The sequence below is a fragment of the Micromonospora globosa genome, from assembly GCF_000717585.1.
Classification (GTDB): domain Bacteria; phylum Actinomycetota; class Actinomycetes; order Mycobacteriales; family Micromonosporaceae; genus Micromonospora; species Micromonospora aurantiaca.
Genome location: NZ_JNZR01000009.1, coordinates 112,452 through 136,035 on the forward strand (window position 1 = coordinate 112,452; position 23,584 = coordinate 136,035).

Genomic DNA, 23,584 nt, shown 5'->3' on the forward strand with positions numbered 1-23,584 from the left:
GCGCACAACCGGGTTGACGCACCGGACCCGCCCCGCCGCCGGTCCTACTCCTTCAGGCCGATGTTGTCGATCGGCGGAGCGCTGAGCAGCCGCCGGACGGGCCACACGGTGCTCACCAACGCCAGCAGTGCCGTACCGCCGAGCACCGCCGCCCACCCGAGCGGCGGCACGTACGGGATCGGGCTGCCGGTCAGTCCGTTGACGATCGCGCTCAGCGTCAGCATCGCGATCGTCGCGCCGATCAGCACCGCCGTGCCGAGCAACCCGGCCTGTTCGGCCTGGACCATCCCGCGGATCTGACGGCGGGTGACCCCGACCAGTTGCAGCAACGCCAGCTCGCGGCGGCGGGCCAGCGCCGCCATCACCATCGTGGTGGCCGCCGCCAGCGCCGCGTACCCGACCATCACGCCGATCAGCAGCCGGTTCAGCCAGGCGCCGAGCGCCAGATCGGTGCCGAGCAGGCGCGTACGGGTGGCGGCGTCGAGAACCTCGGCGCCGGGCCGCGCCGCCGCCCACGCAGCCAACGCGGTGCCGGCGTCCGGGCCGCCGCGGACCAGGACCTCGTCGACGGTGTTCCCCGCCGTGTGCCCGGCGACCGTCCCGGCAGCCAGGGTGACGTCGCCGAAGCCGAGGCCACGGTCGTAGATCGCGACGACGTCCAACGTGACAGGGGTGCCGTCGCCCAGCCAGAGTTCCGCCTTGTCGCCGACGTCCCAGCCGGACGACGACGCCTGCGTCGTGGACAGGGCGACGGTGCCGGCGCGCAGGTCGGCCAGGGTGCCCTTGCGCACGGCGAGGTCCATCGTCGACGTGACGCCCGCCGGGTCGACGGACTGCGCGCCGACCGGCTCGATGCCGCCGAGCGCCCGCACCACGACCTGGGTGCGGCGTACCCCGGTGGCCGCCTGCACCCCGTTCAGCTCGCGGATCTCCCCCGCCGCGTCCGCGGGCAGTCCGCCCGGAGCGACGAGCACCCGCTCGGCGAGTGTTCCCGCGCTGCTCTGCGTGGTGGTCTGCCGTTCCAGGTTGTTCTGCAGGAACCAGACCGAACCGCCGAACCCGACGGACAGCACGAGGGCGGTCAGGACCGTCGCCATGCCCTGCGCGTTGGCCCGCAGGTTGGCCGCGGCCAGGTATCCACCGGCCCGCCAGATCCGCGGCAGCACCGGGGTGAGCAGGCGTGCCGCGTACGCGTTGATCATCGGTGCGAGCAGCGCCACCGCGATGACGAACAGGTAGAGCATGCCGACCGCGCCGGCCAGCGCCCCGGCCGACCCGGCGGCGCCGAGCGTGAACGCTCCGGAGCTGCCGGCCGCCATCAGCGTCAGCACGCCGGCGATCAGCCGTACCGGGCCGCTGCGCCGGGGTTCGACAGCGATCTCGCCGAGCGCCTCGATCGGTTTGATGGCGGTGACCCGGCGTGCGGCGATCAGCGCGGCGACCACCGCCACGAGGACCGCCGTACCGATGGCGGCGGGCACCGCGAACAGACCGCCCACCATCGGGAAGCCGGCCGGCACGAACCCCCGCCCGACCAGTTCGCCGTGCACCCAGCGGGCCGCCAGCAGGCCGGCCGGGCCGCCGATCGCGGAGCCGGCCAGGGCGAGCAGCGTGGCCTCGGCGACCAGCATGCGGCGCACCTGCCCCGGCGTGGCGGCGACCGCGCGCAGCAACGCCAGGTCACGCCGACGGTGCCGGACGGACAGCCCGATGGTGCCGGCCACCACGAACACGATCAGCAGGACGACGTACCCCCCGAAGGCCGACCCGGCCTCGACCAGCAACCTCTGTGCGGCCTGGTTCTCCGGCTGCTCGGCCTTCCCGCGGTCCTTTCCGGCGTACGCCGTGGCACCGGCCGCCGACGCGATCTCCCGCACCGCGCCGAGGTCGGCGCCGGGCGCCGTCCGTACGCCGATCGCGTCCACCCGGCCCGGGTGCGCGGACAAGCGGGCGGCCTGCGCGTCGGTGAAGAACACCGCCGCCGAACCGGTCTCGGCGGTTCCGCTCACCCGGTACGACCGGCTGATCCCGCCGACGACCAGCGCGATGCGGTCGCCGGGCGTCACGCCGAGCCGGGTGTCGGCCACCACCTCGTCGTCGTTCCGTGGCGCGGCACCGGCGGCGAGGGAACGGCCGGTGAAGGCGTAGGTGTCCCAGCCGTGTCCCACGGCCGCGGGTGAGCCGATCAGCACCGCGTGGTCGCCGGTGACTGCCGTGACGCCCGGCACCCGGCGGATCCGGTCCACGAGGTCGGCGTCCACGGTGCCGCCCTCGGGCAGCGTCACGGTGCTCGTGGTGGTGTCACCGTCGAACTCGCGGAACGTGTGGCTGATCGTGCGGTTGGCGACGACCACGTCGGCGCTCGCCCAGAGCCGCGGCTCCGGGCGGAACCGCAGCCCTGACTCGACGAGCGTGCCCATCGCCACCAGGATCAGCACGCCGGCGATCAGGGCCAGCAGGGTCGCGGCGGCGGGGCCGGTGCGGTGCCGCAGCAGGCGGGCGGCGAGGCCGGTCATCGGAGGACCCGCCCGTCCAGCGAGGCCAGGTGCTCGGCGATACGGACGGCTCCGAGCTGCGGGAGGTCGGCGACCATCGCACCGTCGGCCAGCACGAGCACCCGATCCGCGTACGACGCGGCGATCGGGTCGTGAGTCACCATCACCACCGTCTGCCCGTGCTCGTCCACGACCGCGCGCAACAGCGTCAGCACCTCCGCCGCGGTCCGCGAGTCGAGGGCGCCGGTGGGCTCGTCCGAGAAGATCACCTCGGGGCGGGTGGCCAGCGCACGGGCGATCGCCACCCGCTGCTGCTGGCCGCCGGACAGCGCCGCCGGCCGGTGGTGCAGCCGGTCGGCGAGGCCGACCCGCTCGACCACGTGGGTCAGCCAGGCCCGGTCCGGGCGGACGCCGGCCAGACGCAGGGGCAGCACGATGTTCTCCTCGACGGTGAGCGCGCCGATCAGGTTGAACGCCTGGAAGACGAACCCGATCCGGGTACGACGCAGCTCGGTCAGGCGCGTCTCGGACAGCCCGGACAGGTCGGTGCCGCCGAGGATCACCCGACCGCTCGTGGGGCGGTCGAGCCCGGCCGCGATCTGCAACAGCGTGCTCTTGCCGGAGCCCGAGGGGCCCATCACCGCGGTGAAGGTCCCCCGGCCGAAGCCGGCATCGACGCCCGCGAGCGCGGTCACCTGGTTGCGGCCGGTGCCGTACACGCGGGTGAGTTGTTCGACACGTACCGCCGGTTCGATGGTGCGTCCCGGATGGTCCGGCATTCTGGTGGCCTCTCTCCGTGTCATCGGCAGGAACTGCGCGCACCAGAAACGCTATTGACCTGGAGGAACGGCGACCATCCAGCGGGCTGCCCGATCCGGGTACAGCAGGCGCTACCACCGGCCCGGGCGCCCGCCTGCCGGCACGTCGTCCGTTCCACCTTCCCGCCCGCCACCCGAGCGATTGAGCAGGTCACAGCCGGGGTAGTGGGCCTCCTCGCGGAAGATCGATCGGCGGCCGGTCCCGGCCTGCCCGGCGAGAGGGGTACCACCGGTGCGGACCTGGGTACGCGACGCCGTCGCGCGGTTGCGCGGTGACGGGATGACAGTGGTCGAGCTGACCGCCGCCGCTGTGGTCGCGTGGATCGTGGCGGCGGTGGTGATCCGGCACCCGGACCCGTTCTTCGCGCCGACCGCCGCGCTCGTCGTGCTCGGCGAGTCCCGCGGGCGACGGCTGCGGCAGACCGTCGAGATCCTGTTCGCCGTGGCGGCAGCCGTGCTCGTCGCGGAGCTGCTGGTGTACGCGCTGGGCCCGGGCACCGAGACGGTCCTGCTGGTGCTGCTGCTGACCACCACGACGCTCGTGGTGATCGGGGCCCGCCGTGCCCTGGTCGTGCAGGCCACCGTCTCGGCCATGTACCTGGTCGTGGTCTCCGCGCCGAACGGGACGCTGATGCCGTTCCGCTTCGTCGACGCGCTCATCGGCGGCGCCGTGGCGCTTGCCGCCAGCCAGCTGATGGCCGCCCGTGACCCGCTGGCACCACTGGTGGCCCAGGCCCGGCGCAGCTACACCGACCTGGCCGACCTGCTCGACCAGGTCAACGCGGCGCTGCGGGGCTGCGACGAGGACGCCGCCCGCGCCGCGCTGGACCGGGCGCGGCAGGTGGACGACTGCGTCGCCGAGATGCAGGCCGCCGTGCTCGCCACCGGTGAGACGCTGCGGCTGGGACTGCGCCGCCGGCACCTGGGCAAGCTCGTCGAGGTGGAGGCCACGCTGCGGCAGCTCGACTACGCCGCCCGCAACATCCGGGTGCTGGCCCGGGCCGGCGTGACCCTGACCCGCCGGCACACCGCCACCCCGCCGGAGCTGGCCGCCGCGATCGGCGCGCTGACCTCCGCCGTACGGTCGGCTGGTGAGGCCATGGCCCACGACCTCACCGGCGCCGACGCCGACCGGCACGCGCAGCGGGCCGACGCGGCGGCGCTGGAGGCGGTCCGGATCGCCGCGGGCCTGCTGCGGACCGATCCGCCACTGCCGGTCACCATGATCGTCGGGCAGATCCGGGCGACCGCGATCGACCTGCTGCGCGGTGTCGGCCACGACGACGTGGCGGTGCTGGACCGGGTGGACGAGGCGCTCGGCCTGAGCCGGGGGTGACACGTCCGCCGCTGGTCCGCTCAGCGGTGGTGGATCGGGGTGTCGAGGTCCGTCAGCCGCCGGCCGGACCCTCCCGCGGCCAGGGCGACGAACTCGGCGGCGATCGCCACGGCGGTCTCCTCCGGCGTCCGCGCCCCCAGGTCGAGTCCGATCGGTGAGGAGAGCCGGGCGAGGGCGGCCTCGTCCACACCCGCCTCGCGCAGGCGGCGCAGCCGGTCGGCGTGGGTGCGGCGGCTGCCCATCGCGCCGATGTAGCGGGCCGGCGTGCGCAGGGCGACCTCGAGCAGCGGGACGTCGAACTTCGGGTCGTGGGTGAGGACGCAGAGCACCGTCCGCTCGTCGACTGCTGTCGACTCCAGGTACGTGTGCGGCCACTGGACGACGAGGTCGTCGGCATCGGGGAAGCGCTTGCGGGTGGCGAACACCGGACGGGCGTCGCACACCGTGACGTGATAGCCGAGGAAGCGGCCGATCCGGGCCACCGCGACGGCGAAGTCGATCGCGCCGAAGACGATCATCCGTGGTGGCGGCAGGTACGACTGGACGAAGACGGACACCTCGTCGTGCCGCTGCTGCCCGCGCGTACCGAGTCGAACGGTTCCGGTGGTGCCGAGGGCGAGCATGCCCTCGGCCTGCCGCGCCACCGCGCGGTCCAGGTCGGCGTCGCCGAGGGTGCCGGCCACCCGGTCGGGCCAGACCACCATCTGGGCCGTCCCGGCCGACGCCGTCGCCACCGGCGCACCCGCGCGGATCGCGGCGAGCACCGCGTCCGGCTCGGTCAGGACGACGTCCGGCTGGACCAGGACCTCGATGGTGCCTCCGCAGGTCAGGCCCACCTCGAAGGCGTCGTCGTCGCCGACACCGTACGTCTCGGTGCATGCCTGGCCGGTGCGTATGGCCTCCTGGCAGAGCTCGTACACCGCGCCCTCGACGCAACCTCCCGAGATGCTGCCGACGACCTCACCGTCGGCGCAGACCGCCATGGCCGCGCCCGGCGGTCTGGGCGCCGACTTCCAGGTCCGCACGACTGTCGCGACGGCGAACCGGACGCCGGCGGCACGCCACGCGGTCAAGCCGTCGACGATGTCTCGCATCGCCGCACGATCCGTGAGCAGCAGCGGCACCGTCAACGCCGACCTAAGGACTTGCTTAGGTCGGCGTTGACTTCCGCGGGCACCGGCACCACATTGACGACTTCCGGAGGTGCGATATGCAGGTGCCGGCCCCGTTCGAGTACGAACGAGCAACCAGTGTGGACCATGCCATCAGCCTGATGGAACGGCTGGGCAGCACGTCCCGGCTGATCGCCGGCGGGCACAGCCTGCTGCCGATGATGAAGCTGCGGCTGGCCAGTTTCGACTATCTCATCGACATCAACGATCTCCACGACGAGCTCGGCTACATCGAGGCGGGCCCGGACGAGCTACGCATCGGTGCGCTGACCCGGCATCGGGAACTGCTCGAGTCCGCCACCCTGACGGCGGCCTTCCCGATCTTCGCCGACGCCGAACGGGTGATCGCCGATCCGGTGGTGCGCAACCGGGGCACACTGGGCGGCTCCCTGTGCCAGGCGGACCCGTCGGAGGACCTGTCCGCGGTCTGCACCGCCCTGGACGCGAGCTGCGTGATCCGCGGGCCGGGCGGCGCCGAACGGGTGGTGTCCATGGAGGAGTTCCACGTCGGGCCGTACGAGACGGCCGTCGGCGACGGGGAGATCCTGGTCGAGATCCGGCTGCCGGTGCGGCCCGGTTGCGGCAGCGCCTACGAGAAGGTGGAGCGCCGGGCCGGCGACTGGGCGGTGGTCTCGGCCGGTGCCGCGGTCTGGCTCGACGGCGACGTGATCTCCGACGCCCGGGTCGGACTGGCCGCTGTGGGCCCGAACACCACCGGTATCCCGGAGATCTCCGCGGCGCTGCGCGGGCAGGAGCCCGGCGAGAGCCTCTTCGCGCAGGCCGGCGCGATCGCCGCGCGCAGCTGCGATCCGGCCACCGACCAGCGGGGCAGCGCGGACTACAAGCGGCACCTGGCCGACGAGCTGACCAGACGGACCCTGCGCCGGGCCGTGGAACGGGCGAGGAGCTGAGCATGCAGGTCACCATGACCGTCAACGACGTCGAGGTCACCCGGGAGATCGAGGGCCGCCTGCTGCTTGTGCACTTCCTGCGCGACGTGCTGGGCCTGACCGGAACGCACGCGGGGTGCGACACCAGCAACTGCGGCACCTGCGTCGTCTGGCTCGACGGCGAACCGGTGAAGTCGTGCACCGTGCTGGCCGCGATGGCCGGCGGACACCAGGTGCGTACCGTCGAGGGCCTGGCGAAGGGCGCGGAGCTCGACCCGGTCCAGCAGGGCTTCATCCAGTGCCACGGCCTGCAGTGCGGCTTCTGCACGCCCGGCATGATGATGACGGCTCGCGCGCTGCTGAACCGCAACCCGGACCCGACCGAGGCGGAGATCCGCGAAGCGATCTCCGGTCAGATCTGCCGCTGTACGGGCTACGCCACCATCGTGCGCTCGGTGCGCTGGGCCGCCGTGCACGAGGCGAACGCGGCCGCCGCGGTCACCGAGACCACCGAATCACGCGAAGCCGGCGAGATCGACAACGCCGGCCGGCCCGCCGGGAGCGTCGTATGACGACTGTGCACGAGCGCGTGGACACCTTCCACGACAACGACCAGAAGCCGGTGGGCTACGGCCGCATGCTGCGGAAGGAGGATCCGCGGTTCGTACGCGGCCGGGGCCGGTTCGTCGACGACGTCCGGCTGCCCGGCATGCTGCATTTGGCCATCCTCCGCTCGCCGGTGGCCCACGCGCGGATCCTGAGCATCGACACGAGCGCCGCCGAGGCCTCACCCGGCGTCAAGGCTGTCGTGACCGGGGCGATGCTGGCCGAGCAGGGGCTGGCCTGGATGCCGACGCTCTCCAACGACGTGCAGGCCGTGCTCGCCACCGACAAGGTGCGCTTCCAGGGCCAGGAGGTGGCGTTCGTCGTCGCCGAGGACAAGTACGCGGCGCGGGACGCGCTGGAGCTGATCGACGTCGAGTACGACGTCCTCGATCCGGTCGTCGACGCCCGCCGCGCGCTCGAACCGGGCGCCCCGGTGATCCGCGACGATCTCGAAGGCAAGACCGACAATCACTGCTTCGACTGGGAGACCGGTGACGAGGCGGCCACCGCGGCCGTGTTCGCCCGGGCGGACGTCGTGGTGAGCCAGGACCTGGTCTATCCGCGGGTGCACCCCGCGCCGATGGAGACCTGTGGGGCGCTCGCCGACTTCGACGCCGTCGACGGCAAGCTGCGCCTCTGGTCCACCACGCAGGCGCCACACGCGCATCGCACCCTCTACGCCCTGGTGGCGGGTATCCCCGAGCACAAGATCCAGGTGATCTCGCCGGACATCGGCGGCGGCTTCGGCAACAAGGTGCCGATCTATCCGGGATACGTCTGCGCGATCGTCGCGTCGATCGTCACCGGGAAGCCGGTGAAGTGGATGGAGGACCGCTTCGAGAACCTGATCAGCACCGGCTTCGCCCGCGACTACATCATGCGTGGTGAGATCGCGGCGACACGTGACGGCCGGATCCTGGCCATCCGCACCAACGTCCTCGCCGACCACGGCGCCTTCAACGGCACCGCCGCGCCGGTGAAGTACCCGGCCGGCTTCTTCGGGGTGTTCACCGGCAGCTACGACATCGAGGCCGCGTACTGCAAGATGACGGCGGTCTTCACGAACAAGGCGCCGGGCGGTGTGGCGTACGCCTGTTCGTTCCGCATCACCGAGGCCGTCTACCTCGTCGAGCGGATCGTCGACTGCCTCGCCGACGAGCTGGGCATGGACCCGGCCGAGTTGCGGCTGAAGAACTTCATCCGCCCGGAGCAGTTCCCCTACACGACGAAGACCGGCTGGGTGTACGACTCCGGCGACTACGAGCCGACCATGCGGCTGGCGATGGAGATGGCCGGCTACGCCGACCTGCGGCGCGAGCAGCAGGAGAAGCGGGCCCGGGGCGAGTTGATGGGCATCGGCGTCGCGTTCTTCACCGAGGCCGTCGGCGCCGGCCCGCGCAAGAACATGGACATCCTCGGCCTGGGCATGGCCGACGGCTGTGAGCTGCGTGTGCACCCGACCGGCAAGGCAGTGGTGCGGCTCAGCGTGCAGTCCCAGGGCCAGGGACACGAGACGACGTTCGCGCAGATCGTCGCCGAGGAGATCGGCATCCCGCCGGACGACATCGACGTGGTGCACGGCGACACCGACAACACGCCGTTCGGTCTCGGCACGTACGGCAGCCGGTCCACCCCCGTCTCCGGTGCCGCGGCGGCCCTGGTCGCCCGCAAGGTCCGCGACAAGGCCCGGATCATCGCCTCCGGCATGCTGGAGGTCTCGGTCGCCGACCTGGAGTGGGACAAGGGTTCCTTCCGGGTCAAGGGTGACCCGGGCAGGAACGTGACCATCCAGGACATCGCGATGCGCGCGCACGGCGCCGGCGACCTGCCCGAGGGCGTCGAGGGCGGGTTGGAGGCGCAGATCTGCTACAACCCGTCGAACCTGACGTATCCGCACGGGGCGTACATCTGCGTGGTGGACATCGACCCCGGCACCGCGCAGGTCAAGGTGCGGCGGTTCATCGCCGTCGACGACTGCGGCACCCGGATCAACCCGATGATCATCGAGGGGCAGGTGCACGGCGGTCTGGCCGACGGAGTCGGCATGGCCCTGATGGAGATGATCGCGTTCGACGAGGACGGCAACTGCCTCGGCGCGTCGCTCATGGACTACCTGATCCCCACCGCGCTCGAAGTGCCCGACTGGGAGACCGGCTTCACCGTCACCCCGTCCCCGCACCACCCGATCGGCGCGAAGGGCGTGGGCGAGTCGGCCACCGTCGGCTCCCCGCCGGCGATCGTCAACGCGGTCGTCGACGCCCTCGAACCCTTCGGCGTACGGCATGCCGACATGCCGTTGACGCCGTCGCGCGTCTGGGACGCGATGCGCGGCAACGCCCGCCCGCCGATCTAGGGAGGTGGCCATGACGACTATCGCCCGCCGTACGCGTGATCTGACCGTCTCGCGCGCGCCGTTCGTGCACGCCACGGTGGTCCGGGCGCAGGATCCGACGTCGGCCCGGCCCGGCGACGACGCGGTGATCCTGCCGGACGGCACCATCGAGGGTTTCGTCGGCGGGATGTGCGCCGAGAGCTCGGTGCGGGCGGCCGCCCTGGACGCCCTCCGGGACGGTAAGGCGCTGCTGCTGCGGGTCCTGCCGGACGGCGCGCCCGCCTTCCCCGATACGCCGGGGGCACGGGTCGTGGTCAACCCGTGCCACTCGGGCGGGGCGCTCGAGATCTTCCTGCGCCCGGTGCTGCCCGTACCCGTGCTGGGTCTGGTGGGCGACACGCCGATCAGCGCGGCGGTGGCCACCCTGGCTGCCTTCCTCGACTTCGAGGTGGCCACGTCCGGTGACCACTCGGGCGCGACGGCGGTCGTGGTGGCCGGCCTCGGCAAGGGCGAACAGGACGCCGTCCGCGCCGCGCTGGACGCCGGAGTGGGCCACATCGCGCTGGTCGCCAGCCGGACCCGCGGCGCGGCGGTGCTCGACGAACTGGCGCTGTCCGACGCGGAGCGCGCCCGGGTCCGGACCCCGGCCGGACTGGAGATCGGGGCACGCTCACCGCAGGAGATCGCGCTGTCGATCATGGCCGAGGTGGTGCGGGCGCTCCGGGTGGACGGCCTCGCCTCCTCCCCCGCACCACCCGCGGCGCTCCCCCAGCAGGCAGTCGACCCGGTGTGCGGGATGACAGTCCTGGTCGGGCCGGACACCCCGCACGTGCGGATCGACGGCACCGACCACTGGTTCTGCTGCCCCGGCTGCCGCGACCGGCACGTGGCGGCGTAGCCGTGTTCGTGACCGGCCTGGTTCTGGCCGCCGGGGCGTCGGTGCGCCTCGGCGAGGCCAAACAACTGCTGCCGTACCGCGGGCGGACGCTGCTCGACGCCACCCTCGACCTGGCCCGCTCGTGTGCCTTCGACCAGTTGCTGGTGACCCTCGGCGGCGCCGCCGACCTGGTCCGCGAGCGGGTGGACCTGGCCGGGGTCCAGGTCGTCGAGAACGCCGAGTTCAGCACGGGCTGCGGATCGTCGGTCCGCGCCGCGACGCAGGTGGTGGACCCGCGCGCCGACGGGCTCGTGCTCCTGCTCGGCGACCAGCCCGGCGTACGGGCCGCCGACGTACGCCGGGTCGCGGCGGCGACCACCCCGCTCGCGGTGTGCCGATACGCCGACGGCCTGGGGCACCCGTTCTGGTTCGCTCGTGACGTCCTGCCGGAGCTGCGTGTCCTGCACGGTGACAAGGCGGTGTGGAAGCTGCTGCACTCCGGCCGGCACCCGGTCACGGAGGTACCGGTGGACGGGCCGGTGCCGATCGACGTGGACACCCGCGCGGACTACCGGCGGCTGCTCTCGGGCGAGGCGCGGTGAAGGATCCGCAGGCCGTGCGGCGCCGGCTCGACGCCGTCGACTACCTGGCCGACGACGGCATGGCGATGGCCGTCTTCCTCGCGCTGGAGCTGGGCAAGCCGCTGCTGCTCGAGGGCGAGCCCGGCGTCGGCAAGACCGCGGCGGCGAAGGCGCTGGCGCGGGCGATGGACACGACACTGATCCGGTTGCAGTGCTACGAGGGCCTGACCCCCGGCGAGGCGCTGTACGAATGGAACTACCAGCGGCAGTTGCTCGCCATCCGGCTGGCCGAGGCCCGGCACGCCTCGCTCACCGACGCCGACCTGTTCGCCGCGGAGTTCCTCCAGGAACGGCCGATCCTGCGGGCGGTACGCCACCCGGGGCCGGTCCCGCCGGTGCTGCTGATCGACGAGATCGACCGGGCCGACGACGAGTTCGAGGCGCTGCTGTTCGAGTTCCTCGGCGAGTCCGGGATCACCATCCCCGAGCTGGGTACGTTCACCGCGACCACGCCGCCGGTCGTGGTGCTCACCTCCAACCGCAGCCGCGACCTGCACGACGCACTGCGCCGCCGCTGCCTGTACCACTGGATCGACTTCCCGCAGATGGACCGCGCCACCGAGATCGTCCGGCGGGCCGTGCCGGGCGCCACCGAAGGGCTGATCCGCACGGCGACCGCCTTCGTCGGCGACGTACGCGCCCTCGGCCTGGACAAGGCACCCGGCATGGCCGAGGCCATCGACTGGGTCGCCGCGCTGTCAGTGCTCGGCGCCGCCGACCTCTCCGCCGACGACGTCGTCCGGACCATCGGCACCATCGCCAAGACCCCCGACGACCGCGCCGCCGTCGCCGCCGCGCTCGGCGCACACCAGGAGAGGCCGGCATGAAGATCACCAACGAGTTCACAGTCGACGTTCCGATCGCGCGGGCGTGGGCGATCCTCACCGACCTGGAGGGCATCGCGCCGTGCCTGCCGGGCGCCCGGCTGACCGGCGTCGACGGCGACGTCCACCAGGGCACGGTGAAGGTCAAGGTCGGTCCGGTCGTCTCCGAGTTCGCCGGCACCGCACGTTTCGTCGAGAAGGACGACAGTCGCTATCGGGGGGTGATCGACGCGAAGGGCCGCGACCGGCGGTCGGCGGCCAACGCGTCCGCTCTGGTCACCGCCCAACTTCGGCCGGACGATCAGCGCACCGTCGTCAGCGTGGACACCGATCTGAAGATCTCCGGGCGGCTGGCCCAGTTCGGCAGCGGCATGATCAAGGAGGTGTCGGGCAAGCTGCTCGCCCAGTTCGTCGCCAACCTCGAGGCGAGGCTGGCGGCCGAGAGGACCGGCGACAGCACGGCCGGTGACCCGCACGAGGCCACCGCGCCTGACGCACCCGAGCCCGCACCCGCAGTCGCCGCCGCGACCGGCCCCGACGCCTCCGCGGCTCGCACCCTCGCGGCCGAGGCGGCAGCGCCCGACACCGCCTCGCCCTCGTCCGCCACGCCGCCCGGGTCCGCCGTGGCCGGCACCCCCGTGGCCGCCTCGGCGTCCACCGGTCGACCGGATGCCGGCAGCAGCGCCGAACCGGAGACGCTGGACCTGCTCGGCATTGCCGGTGGTGCCGTCGTCAAGCGCCTCGTGCCGGTGCTCGTCGGGATCGTCGTCGTCGGTGCGGTGATCGCCTGGTGGGTCGCACGCCGGTGAGGCACGGTCTGCTGCGCGGCGTCGACCGCGCGGCGTTCGCGACGGCGTTCGCCGACCGGTTGCGGCGGGCCGGCGTACCCGCCGGGCTCACCGAGGCCGGTGACTTCGTCCGGGCGCTCGGCGTGTGGACACCCGGGGAGACGACCGTGCTCTACTGGGCCGCCCGGATCAGCTTCGTGCGGCGGCACGCCGACCTCGCCGCCTTCGACAGCGTCTTCGCCGCTGTGTTCGCCGACGCGCCGCCGCTGCCGCTCACCCGGTCGGCGGCCCCGCCGGGCGCTCAGGACGACGTACACCTGCCGGTGCCCGCCGACACCGACGCCACCGGCGACGGTGGTGGGCTGCCGTGGGCGACGTTGCCGGCGCCCGTCGCCGAGGCGGAGCCCTCCGATGCCGGGGTGCGGCTGCCCGAGCGACGGCCCAGCGCCCTCGCCGGACTCGCCGACCGGCCGTTCGAGGACCTCGACGACGCCCAGCTCGCACTGCTCGGCGAGGCCCTGCGCGAGGCCGTCGCGCGCTGGCCGTCCCGGCGCACCAGGCGGCACGCCGTAGGCCCGGCCGGGCGGCGGGTCGCGCTGCGTCCGACGATCGCCCGCGCCCGCCGCACCGCGTGGGAGCCCGTCGAGGTCGTCCGCGAGCGGCCGCTACGCCGGCCGCGCCGGGTCGTGCTGCTGTGCGACGTCAGCGAGTCGATGCGGGCACAGGCCCACGCGTACCTGCACCTGCTGCGGGCCTTCGCGATGACCACCGACGCGGAGGTGTTCGCCTTCGCCACGACGCTCACCCGGCTCACCGTCGCGCTGCGGCACACGTCGGCGTCCGCGGCGATCGCGCACGCCGGCGCCGCCGTGACCGACCGTTTCGGGGGTACGCGCATCGCGACGAACCTGCGGGGCCTGCTCGCGTCCCCGCACGGCGACGCGGTTCGCGGGGCGGTGGTGCTGATCGGCTCGGACGGCTGGGACAGCGACCCGCCGGCCGAGCTCGCCGCCGTGATGGCACGGCTGAGCCGCCGCGCCCACCGGATCGTCTGGCTGAACCCGCGGGCCGGCGCCCCCGGCTTCGCTCCCCTGGTGGCGGGCATGGCCGCGGCCCTGCCCTACTGTGACCGGCTCCTGCCGGCCGCGACGTTCCGGGATCTGCTGGACGCCGCCGGTCAACTCCAGAGCGTCACGTGCACCGAGGGCCGGAAATGGTTCACCGCGACGCCCACGCCGCGCATCATCGCCTGAATCGCCCGGGGCGTCGACGCGAAGCGGCACAGCTCGGCTGCCACGGACGGAGTGCCGGGGGTGACGAGTACCAGCGAATGCCACACCGCCTCGGCCGTGGCGTGCGGCCCGGACAACGCCACGAGTTGACCGCCGCGGACGTCCGGCGCGACGGTGAACGACAGCGCGGGCGCGATCCCCCGGCCGCGCTGGGCCTCACCCAACGCCGCCGCGTGGCTCTGGAAGATCTGCTGCCGCTCCTCGGGTACGCCGAGCCGGCGCAGCATCGCCGGGACAGCGCCCAGCGTGTTGGTGGCCGAAGGCCCGAGCAGCCAGGTCTGGTCGCGCAACTGCCCCGGTGACGCCGGCACACCGGCCAGCGGATGATCCGGGCCGACGACGGTCACGAGGCGGTAGTTCATCATGGGCCGGCAGGAGATCGCCGGTTCGGCCACCGGCGGCAGCGGCCCCATCGCGATGTCCGCGGCCCGGGTCAGCAGCAGCGACTCGAAGGAGCCGGGGTCGCAGACGCTCAGCTCGATGTCGAGGTCGGCGGCGCGTCTGGCGAACAGCTCGATCAGTCTCGGCGCGGCGAACTCGGCGAACTCGCTGGACGCGGCGACCCGCAGCATCCGGCGGCCGTGTGCCGCCGAACTGACCTCCAGGACCGTACGGTCCTGCAGGCCCAGCATCTCGGCCGCGCGGCTGGCGAGCCGCAGCCCGCCGGGGGTGAAGGCCAGCCCCGCCGCCGTCCGGGTGAACAACTGGTCTCCGAACTCCCGCCGTAGCTGGCCGATGAGCAGCGAGACCGCCGACTCGGAGACCTCCAGCTGCGCGGCTGCCTGCTTGACGGATCCCAGGCGGACGACAGCGACGTAGGCCCGTAGCTGCGTCGGAGTCATCGGCGTCGACCCGCCCTTCTGCGGCGCCGTGGACTGCTGCGGGCAGCCCGCGGTGTACCCCGATCATTCCCCGCCGATTGCGCCGCCGCCAGGGACAGCGCACCTCGGGGCGATCCGGCCGGTACGCGGGGTGAGCGCCCGCGACTCAGAAGCGGCTGACAGTACGCTACGTCGCGAAGTAGGCGGCACTCTCCGCGTCGGCCGGGTAGTAGGACTCGATCGCGATTTCGTCGATCGTGATGTCCATCGGGGTGCCGAATGTGGTGATGGTCGAGAACAGCCGCAGCTCTCGTCCGCCGACGCGAAGGATCATCGGCATCACGACGTCCGCTTCGATCCGTTGACTCGACGTGTTCTCCGGCTCGGGCGCCAGCAGTTCTTCGTAGAGTGCGGTGAGTTCAGGGTCGGGAGCATTTGCGAGCTGGCGTGAGATCCGGGTGCGGAACACCGCGCGCACGTCGGCCAGGTTGACGACCATGCGCGCGAGACCGCGCGGATCCAGTCCCAGCCGTACCAGGTTGACCGGCGGTCGCAGCAGGTCAGGAGCCACCTGTGCGAAGAACGGGTCGACAGCGCGGTTGGTCGTCACGATGTTCCACCGGCGATCGAAGACCACCGCCGGGTAGGGCTCGTGGGCGCGGAGCACCCTCCGGACAGCGTCGCGGACGGCTGACAGTGCGTTGTGGTCGAGCGGACTCTCGGCGTACCGAGGTGCGAAACCCCCGGCGAGCAGCAGCCGGTTGCGATCACGCAGCGGCACGTGGAGCTGATCCGCGAGTCGAAGGATCATGTCGGAGCTCGGCTTGGACTTACCGGTCTCGACCAGACTGACGTGACGAGCCGAGACGTCCGCAGCGATCGCGAGATCCAGTTGGCTGAGTCCCCGACGCTGCCGCCACTGCCGCAAGAGTTCCCCGACGGTGTGCACGATCATGGAGCGTACTCATCGTCGAGTCGGACGCCATGAAATCCGAGTTCATCGACAATCGAAGCGGTCACGCAAACACTGCATCCATGACCACGGAGAACCAGAGCATCGTCCGACGGGCGCTGGCAGGACTGATCGAGACGGGTGACGTCGATGCGCTCGCCCCGTTCCTGAGTGATGATTTCGTCCACCACAGGCCGGGTACGACCACGTCGACCAAGGTGGAATGGCTCGCCGCCGTCCGCGCCGCGCTGGTACCGCTTGCCGACATGCAGGTCGAGATCCATCAGGTGCTGGCCGACGGCGATCACGTCGTGATGTACTCGCGGCGCTGGCTTCCCGACGCAGGACCGGAGATCGCGGTCGTCGACATCTGGCGGATCGACGACGGGCTGATCGCCGAGGCGTGGGAGATCATCGAGCCGGTGGCCCATGTGACCGCCAACCTCGCGTGGTGGAGACCTGCTCAGCACCTGCCACGCGCATGAGCGCACACGGCCAGCCGCATACCGAGCCGCGGGTCGGCAGCATCACAGGGATTGAACGATCTGGATCGGGTTGCCGTCGGGGTCGGCGGTCCACGCGATCAGTAACCGGCCGAGCCATACGTGTGGAGGTGCGAGAGCGGGTGCTCCGCCTGCGACCAGGCCCTCGTAGGCCGCGGTGGTGTCATCCGTCCAGAGGATGACCGCGACGCGCTGGCCTTCGGTACCCGGAAGGTCTCCCTGAATCCCAGCCGGTTGTAGAAGGCGACTGCCCGAGTGAGATCGTCGCTGAAGAGAACCAGCTGGGGACTGCGGAAGGTCCACATGCCGCGAGCCTATCGGCGACGCGCCGGGCGTATCGAGGACCAGCTGGGCCAGGCCCGCCGAGGAAAGCACATCTCGGATGCCGTCGCTCGGCCGCGATGTCACACTGCGGCAGTGGAGCGCTTTCGGTGTGCGAGCTGCGGGAAGAAGCTGAGCATCCCGGTCCGGTTGGTGGAACTGCCGGCGCCGCCGCACTGGTCGGTCCTGGACTGCCACCACGTGAACCCGCCGCTCCTCGACCCGGGCGCCTACGCGATCGACGAGGCCGCCTACGGCCGTGATCAGCTCACCGGCACCTTCGTCCTCTCACCCGGCGACGTACGCGGGACACGCTTCGTCCATGACCGTGTCCGCACGGGCTGCTGGTCGATGGTGGGATGGATCCCCTGCGTCGCCTGTCGAGGCTGCGGGGCCGTGGTCGCCTCGCGGGCCGACGACTGCGGGATGGCGCAGGAACTGCGCTTCCATCCAGCGATGGTTGTCCCGGAGCGGTGTGAGGATGAACCGGACCGCGTGACCGATCCTTTCGCGCTGATCGCCGATTGGGACCGTCCTGCGCCCGACACCAGACCACACCGAGGGGTGCCCGAGCCGACCCGTCCTCGACCCGAACTCGTCGCCACCCGCTGGGGAGGCCGAGGCTTGAGGGAAGCTCTCTTCCGAGACGATCCGCCGGCCTGACCCAGCCGCGCGCCATCCGCACTGGGCCGAGGCGGCTCTGACTACCACTACCGAGCCTCAAGCGTCAGCGTCGGTGAGCAGTCGGGCGGCCAGGGCGCGTACCTCGTCCTTGAGGTCGTCCGGTCGGTCGATCGTGAACGACCAGCCGAGCCCGGCGAGCATCTGTGCCGCACCGTCGAGCCGTTCGGCTCGGGCGGTGAGGCGCACTCCGCCGGGAACCTCGGTGAGCGTGCCGACCGAGGGCGGGATCCGTCGCTGCGCCTGCTCCAGGCTGGTGTGCAGCACCGCGGAGATGTCGTGCGCGTACGGCACTGCCGCCAGACCGGCGAGGACCTGCGTGGTGGGATCGAAGCCGGCCGGGATCTCGAACCTGCCCGGGGTGGGGTGGGCTGTCCCGATGCGGTCGAGCCGGAACGTCCGTACGGCCCGGCGGTTGTGGTCGTGGCCGGTGACGTACCACCGGCCGGCGTGGAAGACCAGCCCGTACGGGTCGAGCCGGCGCTCGCCGGACTCGCCGCGCCAGGTGGTGTAGGTGATGTTCACCGGTTGCTGATGTCGGGCCGCGTCGGCGAGCACCAGCAGCACCTCGATGCCGGCCGGGGCGGGCTTCCGGACCCGTGCGGTGAAGTCCACTGTCTCCAGCAGCGAATCGATCCGCCGGGCGAGAACGGCCGGCAGCACCCGGCGGATCTTCGCGGTCGCGCTCTCGGCGGCCGCGCCTTCGGCGGTGACCAGCCCGGCCCGGCCGGCGGCCACGAGCCCGAGCATGACGGCGACCGCCTCCTCGTCGGTGAGCATGAGTGGCGGCAGCTTGTATCCGGGCGCGAGCCGGTATCCGCCGTAGCGACCGCGCCGGGCCTCGACCGGGATGCCCAGGTCGGCGAGGTGCGCGGCGTATCGGCGGACCGTGCGCTCGTCGACGCCCAGCCGACCGGCCAGGTCGGCGACGGTGAAGCCGCCGCCGGCCTGGAGGATCTCCAGCAACGCCAGTACGCGCGCGGTCGGCCGGGTCACAAATCCCCACTCCTAATCCGGGCGGAACCTGTCCGGTATTGATCGTAGCGTGTCAGGCATGACGACCTTCGTACTGGTTCCCGGGTTCTGGCTCGGCGCATGGGCCTGGCGCCCGGTCACCGCTGCCCTGCGCGGGCACGGCCACGAGGTGCACCCGCTGAGCCTGACCGGCCTGGGCGAACGCGCCCACCTGGCCCGCCCGGACACCGACCTCGACGTCCACGTCACCGACGTGGTCAACCTGCTGCGCTACGAGGACCTGCACGACGTGGTTCTCGTCGGGCACAGCTACGCCGGCGCGGTCGTGACGACAGCCGTTGCCGACCGCATGACCGACCGCATCGCCCAACTGGTCTTCGTCGACACCGGCCCGCTGCCCGACGGGGCGGCGAACGACGACTTCAGCCCGCCCCCGGAGCGTGAACGCAACGCGGCGGTGGTCGCCGAACACGGCGACGGCTGGCGGCTGCCGCCCCCGCCGTGGGCCGAGCTGGCGGCGGGAGCAGCAGACGTGGATGAATCGGTCGTCGCGTTGCTCGCTGAGCGGTCGGTGGCCCAGCCGTGGGCGACTGCCACCACCCCGGTGCGGCTCACCGGGGCGTGGGAGAAGCTGCCCCGCCTCGGCGTGCTGTCGAGCTTCACCGCCGAGCAGGCACGCGAGATGGCCGCCACCATGCCGCTGTGCCGGCACATGGCCGGCGATTCGTGGCGGTACGAGGAACTGCCGACATGGCACTGGCCGATGCTCAGCCGGCCGGCCGAGCTGGCCCGGATCCTGCACGAAGCCAGGCCGACGGCATAGCCCGCGGTGCCCGGGCGACCGTACCCAGGTCACCCGGGCACCGGCACGGGGGAACCATCCCGTCTTCGGGTTCTCTCCCGGCCAGGCGGTCAGACGTCGAAGCGGAACCTAGACGGCAGGGCCCGGTCGGCGAAGCAGTCCGTTGGCGACCAGCTCGACGGTCACCGCGACGGCGATCGCCTCGACGGCCAGGAGCGCGACCAGGACCAGTAGCTGGGCTGCCCCGGCCTGGACGGGTGTGCCGCCGCCGAGCAGCACGCCGACGAAGGCGCCGGGGAGCGTGACCAGGCCGACGGTGCGTGTCTGGTCCAGCGCGGGCACCAGCGCATGCCCCGCGCTGGGCCGGCAGATCTCCAGCGCCGCATCCCGCGGCACGAGGCCCAGCGCCAGGGCCGCCTCGTACTCGCCGTGGCGGTCGCGAAGCTCGTCCAACGCGCGGCGGCCCGCCAGGGAGGTGGCCGTCATCGCCCCGCCGATGAGGATCCCGGCGATCGGAACGACCGCGACCTCGGTCAGCGGCACCGCGCCGGAGGCCACGACGAGGGCGGAGGCCGGGAGCGCGCCGACCGCGATCGGCGCCAGCACCGGCCAGCCGAGGCGAAGGGAGCTGACCCGGCGCGCGGAGGTCGCCGCCGCGACCAGGATCATCAGCGTGATGAACCCGGCGCTGGCCCACCACGACCGCAGGACGGCAGTGATGAGCAGCGCCACGGCGCACAACTGCACCACCGCGCGCAGCGCCGCCGTGGCGATGCCACGGGCGTGGCCGAGCCGACCGGCCCGCACCGTTGCCACGGCGACGAGCACCAGAACGACGAGTACGGCGGCGAGCGCCGGACCCACCGCGACTGCACCTTGATCCATGGGAGCATTCGACCAGCCGGCGCTCCCTCAGATGTTGGAGCCGTCCGGCGGCAGGCCGGGCGGTGGCTGCGGGGATCCGCCCCGGCCGGCAGCCGGTGGACAGGACATGCCCAGGGTGTAGGCCGTCATGGACAGCGAGCCGTAGGCGTAGCCGTCGACGAGGACCTCGGTGTCGGGGGTGTCCGTGGCGGTGGCCAGACCGGCGAGGTACAACGCGGGGATGAAGTGATCCGGTGTCGGTACCGCACGGCGGAAGTCCCCGTGAGCGTCGAGGGTCGCGTACTCGCCCGGGTCGGTCAACATCCGGGCCTTGGCGTCCTCGTCGAAGCGTCGCGCCCAGTCGAAGCCGTCGTCGGCCAGCGCCCAGTCCATGCCGCGCAGGTTGTGCACGACATTGCCGCTCGCCACGATCAGCACGCCGCGCCGGCGCAGTGGAGCGAGCCGGGCGCCGAGTTGAAGGTGGTAGTCCATCGGCTTGTCGGCGTTGATGCTGAGCTGGACGACGGGAATCGTCGCGTCCGGAAAGGCATGCATCAGCACCGACCAGGTGCCGTGGTCGATGCCCCAGCTGTCGACGTCCGCCCCGACCCAGGTCGGATGGACGACGTCACTGACCTCCTCAGCCAGTTCGGGCAGCCCGGGCGCCGGGTACTGCACCTCGAACAGCTCCTGCGGAAACCCATAGAAGTCGTGGATGGTCCTCGGCCGGGGCATCGCGGTGACGGCCGTGGCGTTGATGTACCAGTGGGCACTGACCACCAGGATCGCGCGGGGACGCGGCACCGCTGCGCCGAAGGCTCTCCACGCGGAGGTGTACCGGTTGACCTCGAGGGCGTTCATGGGGTTGCCGTGGCCCAGGAACGCCGCGGGCATCAACACATCCAGGGCCGGATGTACGTCTGAAGGCACGTGGACACGATAGTGCCGCCTCGCAGCGGTTCCGGCCTGAATCACGCTCCTCGGGGGATCGGTGATCGAGTCTCCCGGATCGTGGCTGCCGATCGCCGTGCGGCAGCCTGCCCGTTCGGGCGGCTGCCGAGTGACTCCTGGCGATGGGACCATGATCGGGTGACGCCCTTCCACATCGATGTGCCCGAAGCCGTCCTGGACGACCTGCGGGCTCGGCTCTCGCGGACGAGGCTCGCGCCGGCCGCCCCGGGAGAGCCGTGGGCCGCCGGCACCGACCCTGGGTACCTGGCAGATCTGGTGCGGTACTGGCTCGACGGATTCGACTGGCGTGCGGTCGAGCGTGCCCTCAATCGATACCCCCAGTTCGTCACCACGGTCCGGGGCACGCCGGTCCACTTCGTTCATGTCCGCTCGGCATCGCCCGACGCCACGGCGCTGATCCTGACCCACGGCTGGCCCAGCACGTACACGGAGATGCTGCCCCTGGTGTCCCGGCTCGCAGACTTCGACCTCGTCATACCGAGCCTGCCGGGCTTCGTCTTCTCCGGACCACTAGCCGAGGGCCCGACGACCGAGGCGGCTGTCGCGGACGTGTGGGCTGAGCTGATGACCCGTCTGGGCTACGACCGCTTCGGCGCCTACGGTGGCGATGTCGGGTCCGGCGTATCGACGTGGCTCGGCGCCCGCCACGCAGATCGGGTCATCGGGGTCTTCTCGCAGCACATCAAGTTCCCGCCGGCGGACCGCAGGGGCGACCTCAGCCCGGCCGAGGAGGCGTTCATCGCCAAGCTCGACGCGAAGGCCCAAGATGACTGGGGCTACGGAATCATCCAGGAGACACGGCCCGACACCCTCGCGGCCGCGCTGAGCGACTCGCCGTCCGGACTGGCCGCATGGATCATCGAGAAGTACCAGCGCTGGAGCGACTGTGGCGGCGACATCTCCCGCCGGTTCGGCTTCGACGAGCTGCTGACCACCGTGATGCTGTACTGGGTCACCAACTGCATCGGCACGTCCTTCCGGCCCTACCGTGACGACCACCTGGCCCCACACCTGCCAATTATCGCCGTGCCCGCCGGCATCACGGTCAGCGTGGAGGACGCCGGCCTGCCCCGGTCGTTCGCCGAACGGACCTACGCCAACCTCACCCACTGGCGCGAGCCCAGCGTCGGCGGCCACTTCCTCGCCCAGGAAGAGCCCGACCTGCTCGCTGCCGACCTGCGCGCCTTCTTCAACGCACTGCGATGATCCAGAAGCCCAACCGGCGACGTCGTCTAGATCGTTTCAACCATGGGACGAGTGGTCCAGATCCTCTCGAACAGTGCGCCACGCAGGCCACGACGCCGAGGCGGCCGACGTTGAACTGCGCGTCGGGGCCCTCAAGCGGTCGGGTGCGAGAGCGTCACGGCAACCACTGGTCCGATCGCGACGCTGAGCAGGTAGGCGAGGTTGAACAGACCCAGGGCTTCGGCCCGGTGGGAGGCGGACACGACGCCGGCCGCGTGCAGGGCGAGTACGCCTTGGCCGGTCGCGGCGGCCAAGGAGCCGAGCGTCATCGCCGCAAGCAGCAGCGGTACGGCGGTGGTGACCGCCGCCAGCAGCGGTGCGGTGGCGCCGGTGACGAGCAACGCGGCGGCCGCGACGCGGCGTGACACTCGCACGGATGCCGCGACCAGGAACCCGGAGCAGATGCCGCCGATCAGGTACGGCGCCAGCAGCACGGTCCCGCTCAGGGTGCCTGCCCATCCCGCGTGCTGTCGCAGCAGGTCCGGCGCGGCGTAGAGCAGGGCGAAGTTCCCCACTCCCAGCGCGAAGGCCAGCGCGCACGCCGCGAGGAACCGGCCGTTCCGTGCCACCGCAGCAGGCAGGAAGCCGTCCGGACGGACCTTCATCCAGAACACCAGCAGAGGCAGCAGTACGACGGTGGCCGGGCCGGCCACCAGCGGTCGGTGCGGAATGAGGACGGCAGCGGTGACCAGCATGGCCAGGATGGTCATCCCGAAGAAATCGAATGGCGCCGGCACCGCGTCCGCTGCGGTGGTGCCGCGGCGAGCCGCGGGCACGGCGAGCACCGCCAGCAGCGGCAACGCCAGCGCCACCTGCCACGACGAGAGGTCGGCGATCAGTGCCCCGGTCAGCGGACCGGTGGCCCCGACGACCGCCAGCGACGCGGCGACCACGCCCATCTGCCGGGCCGAGCCGGCCAGTTTCATCGCCGTCACGGTGAGTCCGGCAGACCCCAGTCCCTGCACCGCCGCACCGGCCACCATCGCCGGCACGCTCGGGATCAGCACGAGGAGGAGCGTCCCCGCGGCCACCAGCGCGGACGCGACGGTCAGGACCGCTCCTACGCCGCGACGGGCGAGCAGCGCCGCCAGCAGCGGCGTCCCCAACGCGATCCCCCAGCCGAAGGCGGTTACGCCGGCGGCCGCGGCCTGTTCCCCGCTACCCGTTGCGCGCGCCAGGTCGTCGAGCAGCAGTGCCGGCGCGGCAATCCCGAACGACAGCGGACCGGCCAGCAGGGCGAGCCAGGGTGTGGCCACCCGCCCTGGTGCGAGCTGCCTGGGACGGTGAGCGGCTCGGCGTCGCTGTAGCTGATCCATGTCGTTCCTCCGGTGTCGGCTTCGGTTCAGCCTGCCCGGGGCTCCTTACCATCGACTGATG

At 72.1% G+C, this 23,584-nt stretch carries 22 protein-coding genes; 13 read left to right on the plus strand and 9 right to left on the minus strand.

Annotated features, from left to right (window positions below):
* Positions 1-44: 44 nt before the first annotated feature.
* Positions 45-2,516: an ABC transporter permease gene (locus IF06_RS0111660; protein WP_030270908.1), complete on the minus strand. Its 2,472-nt coding sequence runs from the start codon at positions 2,514-2,516 to the stop codon at positions 45-47.
* Entirely contained in the window at positions 2,513-3,274 is a 762-nt protein-coding gene (locus tag IF06_RS0111665) for an ABC transporter ATP-binding protein (RefSeq protein WP_030270910.1), read from the minus strand. Before IF06_RS0111665 ends, IF06_RS0111660 begins: the two co-directional genes overlap by 4 nt.
* Before the next feature lie 271 nt (positions 3,275-3,545).
* On the opposite strand from IF06_RS0111665, the gene IF06_RS0111670 reads away from it, so the two are divergent.
* Positions 3,546-4,649: an FUSC family protein gene (locus IF06_RS0111670; protein ID WP_030270912.1), complete on the plus strand. Its 1,104-nt coding sequence runs from the start codon at positions 3,546-3,548 to the stop codon at positions 4,647-4,649.
* A 20-nt stretch (positions 4,650-4,669) separates the two neighbouring features.
* Here IF06_RS0111670 and IF06_RS0111675 read toward each other — a convergent pair whose 3' ends face one another.
* On the minus strand, positions 4,670-5,743 hold the full coding sequence (locus IF06_RS0111675) for an XdhC family protein (protein WP_030270914.1): 1,074 nt from the start codon (positions 5,741-5,743) through the stop codon (positions 4,670-4,672).
* A gap of 116 nt (positions 5,744-5,859) precedes the next feature.
* Here IF06_RS0111675 and IF06_RS0111680 point away from each other — a divergent pair, with 116 nt between their 5' ends.
* The 8 genes from IF06_RS0111680 to IF06_RS0111715 are packed head-to-tail and all read left to right on the plus strand — an operon-like array spanning position 5,860 to position 14,032.
* Complete coding sequence (locus tag IF06_RS0111680) at positions 5,860-6,732, plus strand: FAD binding domain-containing protein (RefSeq protein WP_030270916.1); 873 nt, start codon at positions 5,860-5,862, stop codon at positions 6,730-6,732.
* 2 nt (positions 6,733-6,734) lie between these two features.
* A complete protein-coding gene (locus IF06_RS0111685; protein ID WP_013285096.1) occupies positions 6,735-7,283 on the plus strand; it encodes a (2Fe-2S)-binding protein in 549 nt (182 codons plus the stop codon).
* Positions 7,280-9,670, plus strand: a complete 2,391-nt coding sequence (locus tag IF06_RS0111690) for an aerobic carbon-monoxide dehydrogenase large subunit (RefSeq protein WP_030270917.1) — start codon at positions 7,280-7,282, stop codon at positions 9,668-9,670. Before IF06_RS0111685 ends, IF06_RS0111690 begins: the two co-directional genes overlap by 4 nt.
* A 10-nt stretch (positions 9,671-9,680) precedes the next feature.
* Entirely contained in the window at positions 9,681-10,547 is an 867-nt protein-coding gene (locus tag IF06_RS0111695; RefSeq protein WP_030270919.1) for an XdhC family protein, read from the plus strand.
* Between the two features lie 8 nt (positions 10,548-10,555).
* Positions 10,556-11,128, plus strand: coding sequence for a nucleotidyltransferase family protein (locus IF06_RS0111700; protein WP_232236666.1), 573 nt, complete (start codon positions 10,556-10,558; stop codon positions 11,126-11,128).
* On the plus strand, positions 11,125-11,994 hold the full coding sequence (locus IF06_RS0111705; RefSeq protein ID WP_030270922.1) for an AAA family ATPase: 870 nt from the start codon (positions 11,125-11,127) through the stop codon (positions 11,992-11,994). Before IF06_RS0111700 ends, IF06_RS0111705 begins: the two co-directional genes overlap by 4 nt.
* Positions 11,991-12,800, plus strand: coding sequence for an SRPBCC family protein (locus tag IF06_RS0111710; RefSeq protein WP_030270924.1), 810 nt, complete (start codon positions 11,991-11,993; stop codon positions 12,798-12,800). The genes IF06_RS0111705 and IF06_RS0111710 overlap by 4 nt, the downstream gene beginning before the upstream one ends.
* Positions 12,797-14,032, plus strand: a complete 1,236-nt coding sequence (locus IF06_RS0111715) for a vWA domain-containing protein (protein ID WP_030270926.1) — start codon at positions 12,797-12,799, stop codon at positions 14,030-14,032. The genes IF06_RS0111710 and IF06_RS0111715 overlap by 4 nt, the downstream gene beginning before the upstream one ends.
* Here IF06_RS0111715 and IF06_RS0111720 read toward each other — a convergent pair.
* Positions 13,957-14,913 (minus strand): LysR family transcriptional regulator, encoded by a 957-nt coding sequence (locus IF06_RS0111720; protein WP_013474602.1) that lies wholly within the window; start codon positions 14,911-14,913, stop codon positions 13,957-13,959. The two genes, IF06_RS0111715 and IF06_RS0111720, sit on opposite strands and share 76 nt — an antisense overlap.
* Positions 14,914-15,079: 166 nt before the next feature.
* The gene (locus IF06_RS0111725; protein WP_030270928.1) at positions 15,080-15,847 is read right to left on the minus strand and encodes a helix-turn-helix domain-containing protein; all 768 of its coding nucleotides are present in this window, start codon (positions 15,845-15,847) and stop codon (positions 15,080-15,082) included.
* 80 nt (positions 15,848-15,927) lie between these two features.
* On the opposite strand from IF06_RS0111725, the gene IF06_RS0111730 reads away from it, so the two are divergent.
* Positions 15,928-16,329 (plus strand): nuclear transport factor 2 family protein, encoded by a 402-nt coding sequence (locus IF06_RS0111730; protein ID WP_036310650.1) that lies wholly within the window; start codon positions 15,928-15,930, stop codon positions 16,327-16,329.
* Between the two features lie 435 nt (positions 16,330-16,764).
* Positions 16,765-17,331, plus strand: coding sequence for a hypothetical protein (locus tag IF06_RS0111735; protein ID WP_030270931.1), 567 nt, complete (start codon positions 16,765-16,767; stop codon positions 17,329-17,331).
* A gap of 57 nt (positions 17,332-17,388) precedes the next feature.
* Here the strand turns inward: IF06_RS0111735 and IF06_RS0111740 are convergent, their stop codons facing one another.
* Complete coding sequence (locus tag IF06_RS0111740; protein ID WP_030270932.1) at positions 17,389-18,345, minus strand: helix-turn-helix transcriptional regulator; 957 nt, start codon at positions 18,343-18,345, stop codon at positions 17,389-17,391.
* 58 nt (positions 18,346-18,403) lie between these two features.
* Between IF06_RS0111740 and IF06_RS0111745 the strand changes: the two genes are divergently transcribed.
* Complete coding sequence (locus tag IF06_RS0111745; protein ID WP_030270934.1) at positions 18,404-19,147, plus strand: alpha/beta fold hydrolase; 744 nt, start codon at positions 18,404-18,406, stop codon at positions 19,145-19,147.
* Positions 19,148-19,255: 108 nt separating this feature from the next.
* Here the strand turns inward: IF06_RS0111745 and IF06_RS0111750 are convergent, their stop codons facing one another.
* Both IF06_RS0111750 and ygiD read right to left on the minus strand, forming a co-directional pair.
* A complete protein-coding gene (locus IF06_RS0111750; protein WP_030270936.1) occupies positions 19,256-20,011 on the minus strand; it encodes an ABC transporter permease in 756 nt (251 codons plus the stop codon).
* Positions 20,012-20,038: 27 nt separating this feature from the next.
* A complete protein-coding gene (gene ygiD, locus IF06_RS0111755; RefSeq protein ID WP_232236667.1) occupies positions 20,039-20,965 on the minus strand; it encodes a 4,5-DOPA dioxygenase extradiol in 927 nt (308 codons plus the stop codon).
* A 114-nt stretch (positions 20,966-21,079) separates the two neighbouring features.
* On the opposite strand from ygiD, the gene IF06_RS0111760 reads away from it, so the two are divergent.
* Positions 21,080-22,168, plus strand: a complete 1,089-nt coding sequence (locus IF06_RS0111760) for an epoxide hydrolase family protein (protein WP_030270939.1) — start codon at positions 21,080-21,082, stop codon at positions 22,166-22,168.
* 131 nt (positions 22,169-22,299) lie between these two features.
* Here the strand turns inward: IF06_RS0111760 and IF06_RS0111765 are convergent, their stop codons facing one another.
* A complete protein-coding gene (locus IF06_RS0111765; protein WP_232236668.1) occupies positions 22,300-23,463 on the minus strand; it encodes an MFS transporter in 1,164 nt (387 codons plus the stop codon).
* Positions 23,464-23,584: the final 121 nt, after the last annotated feature.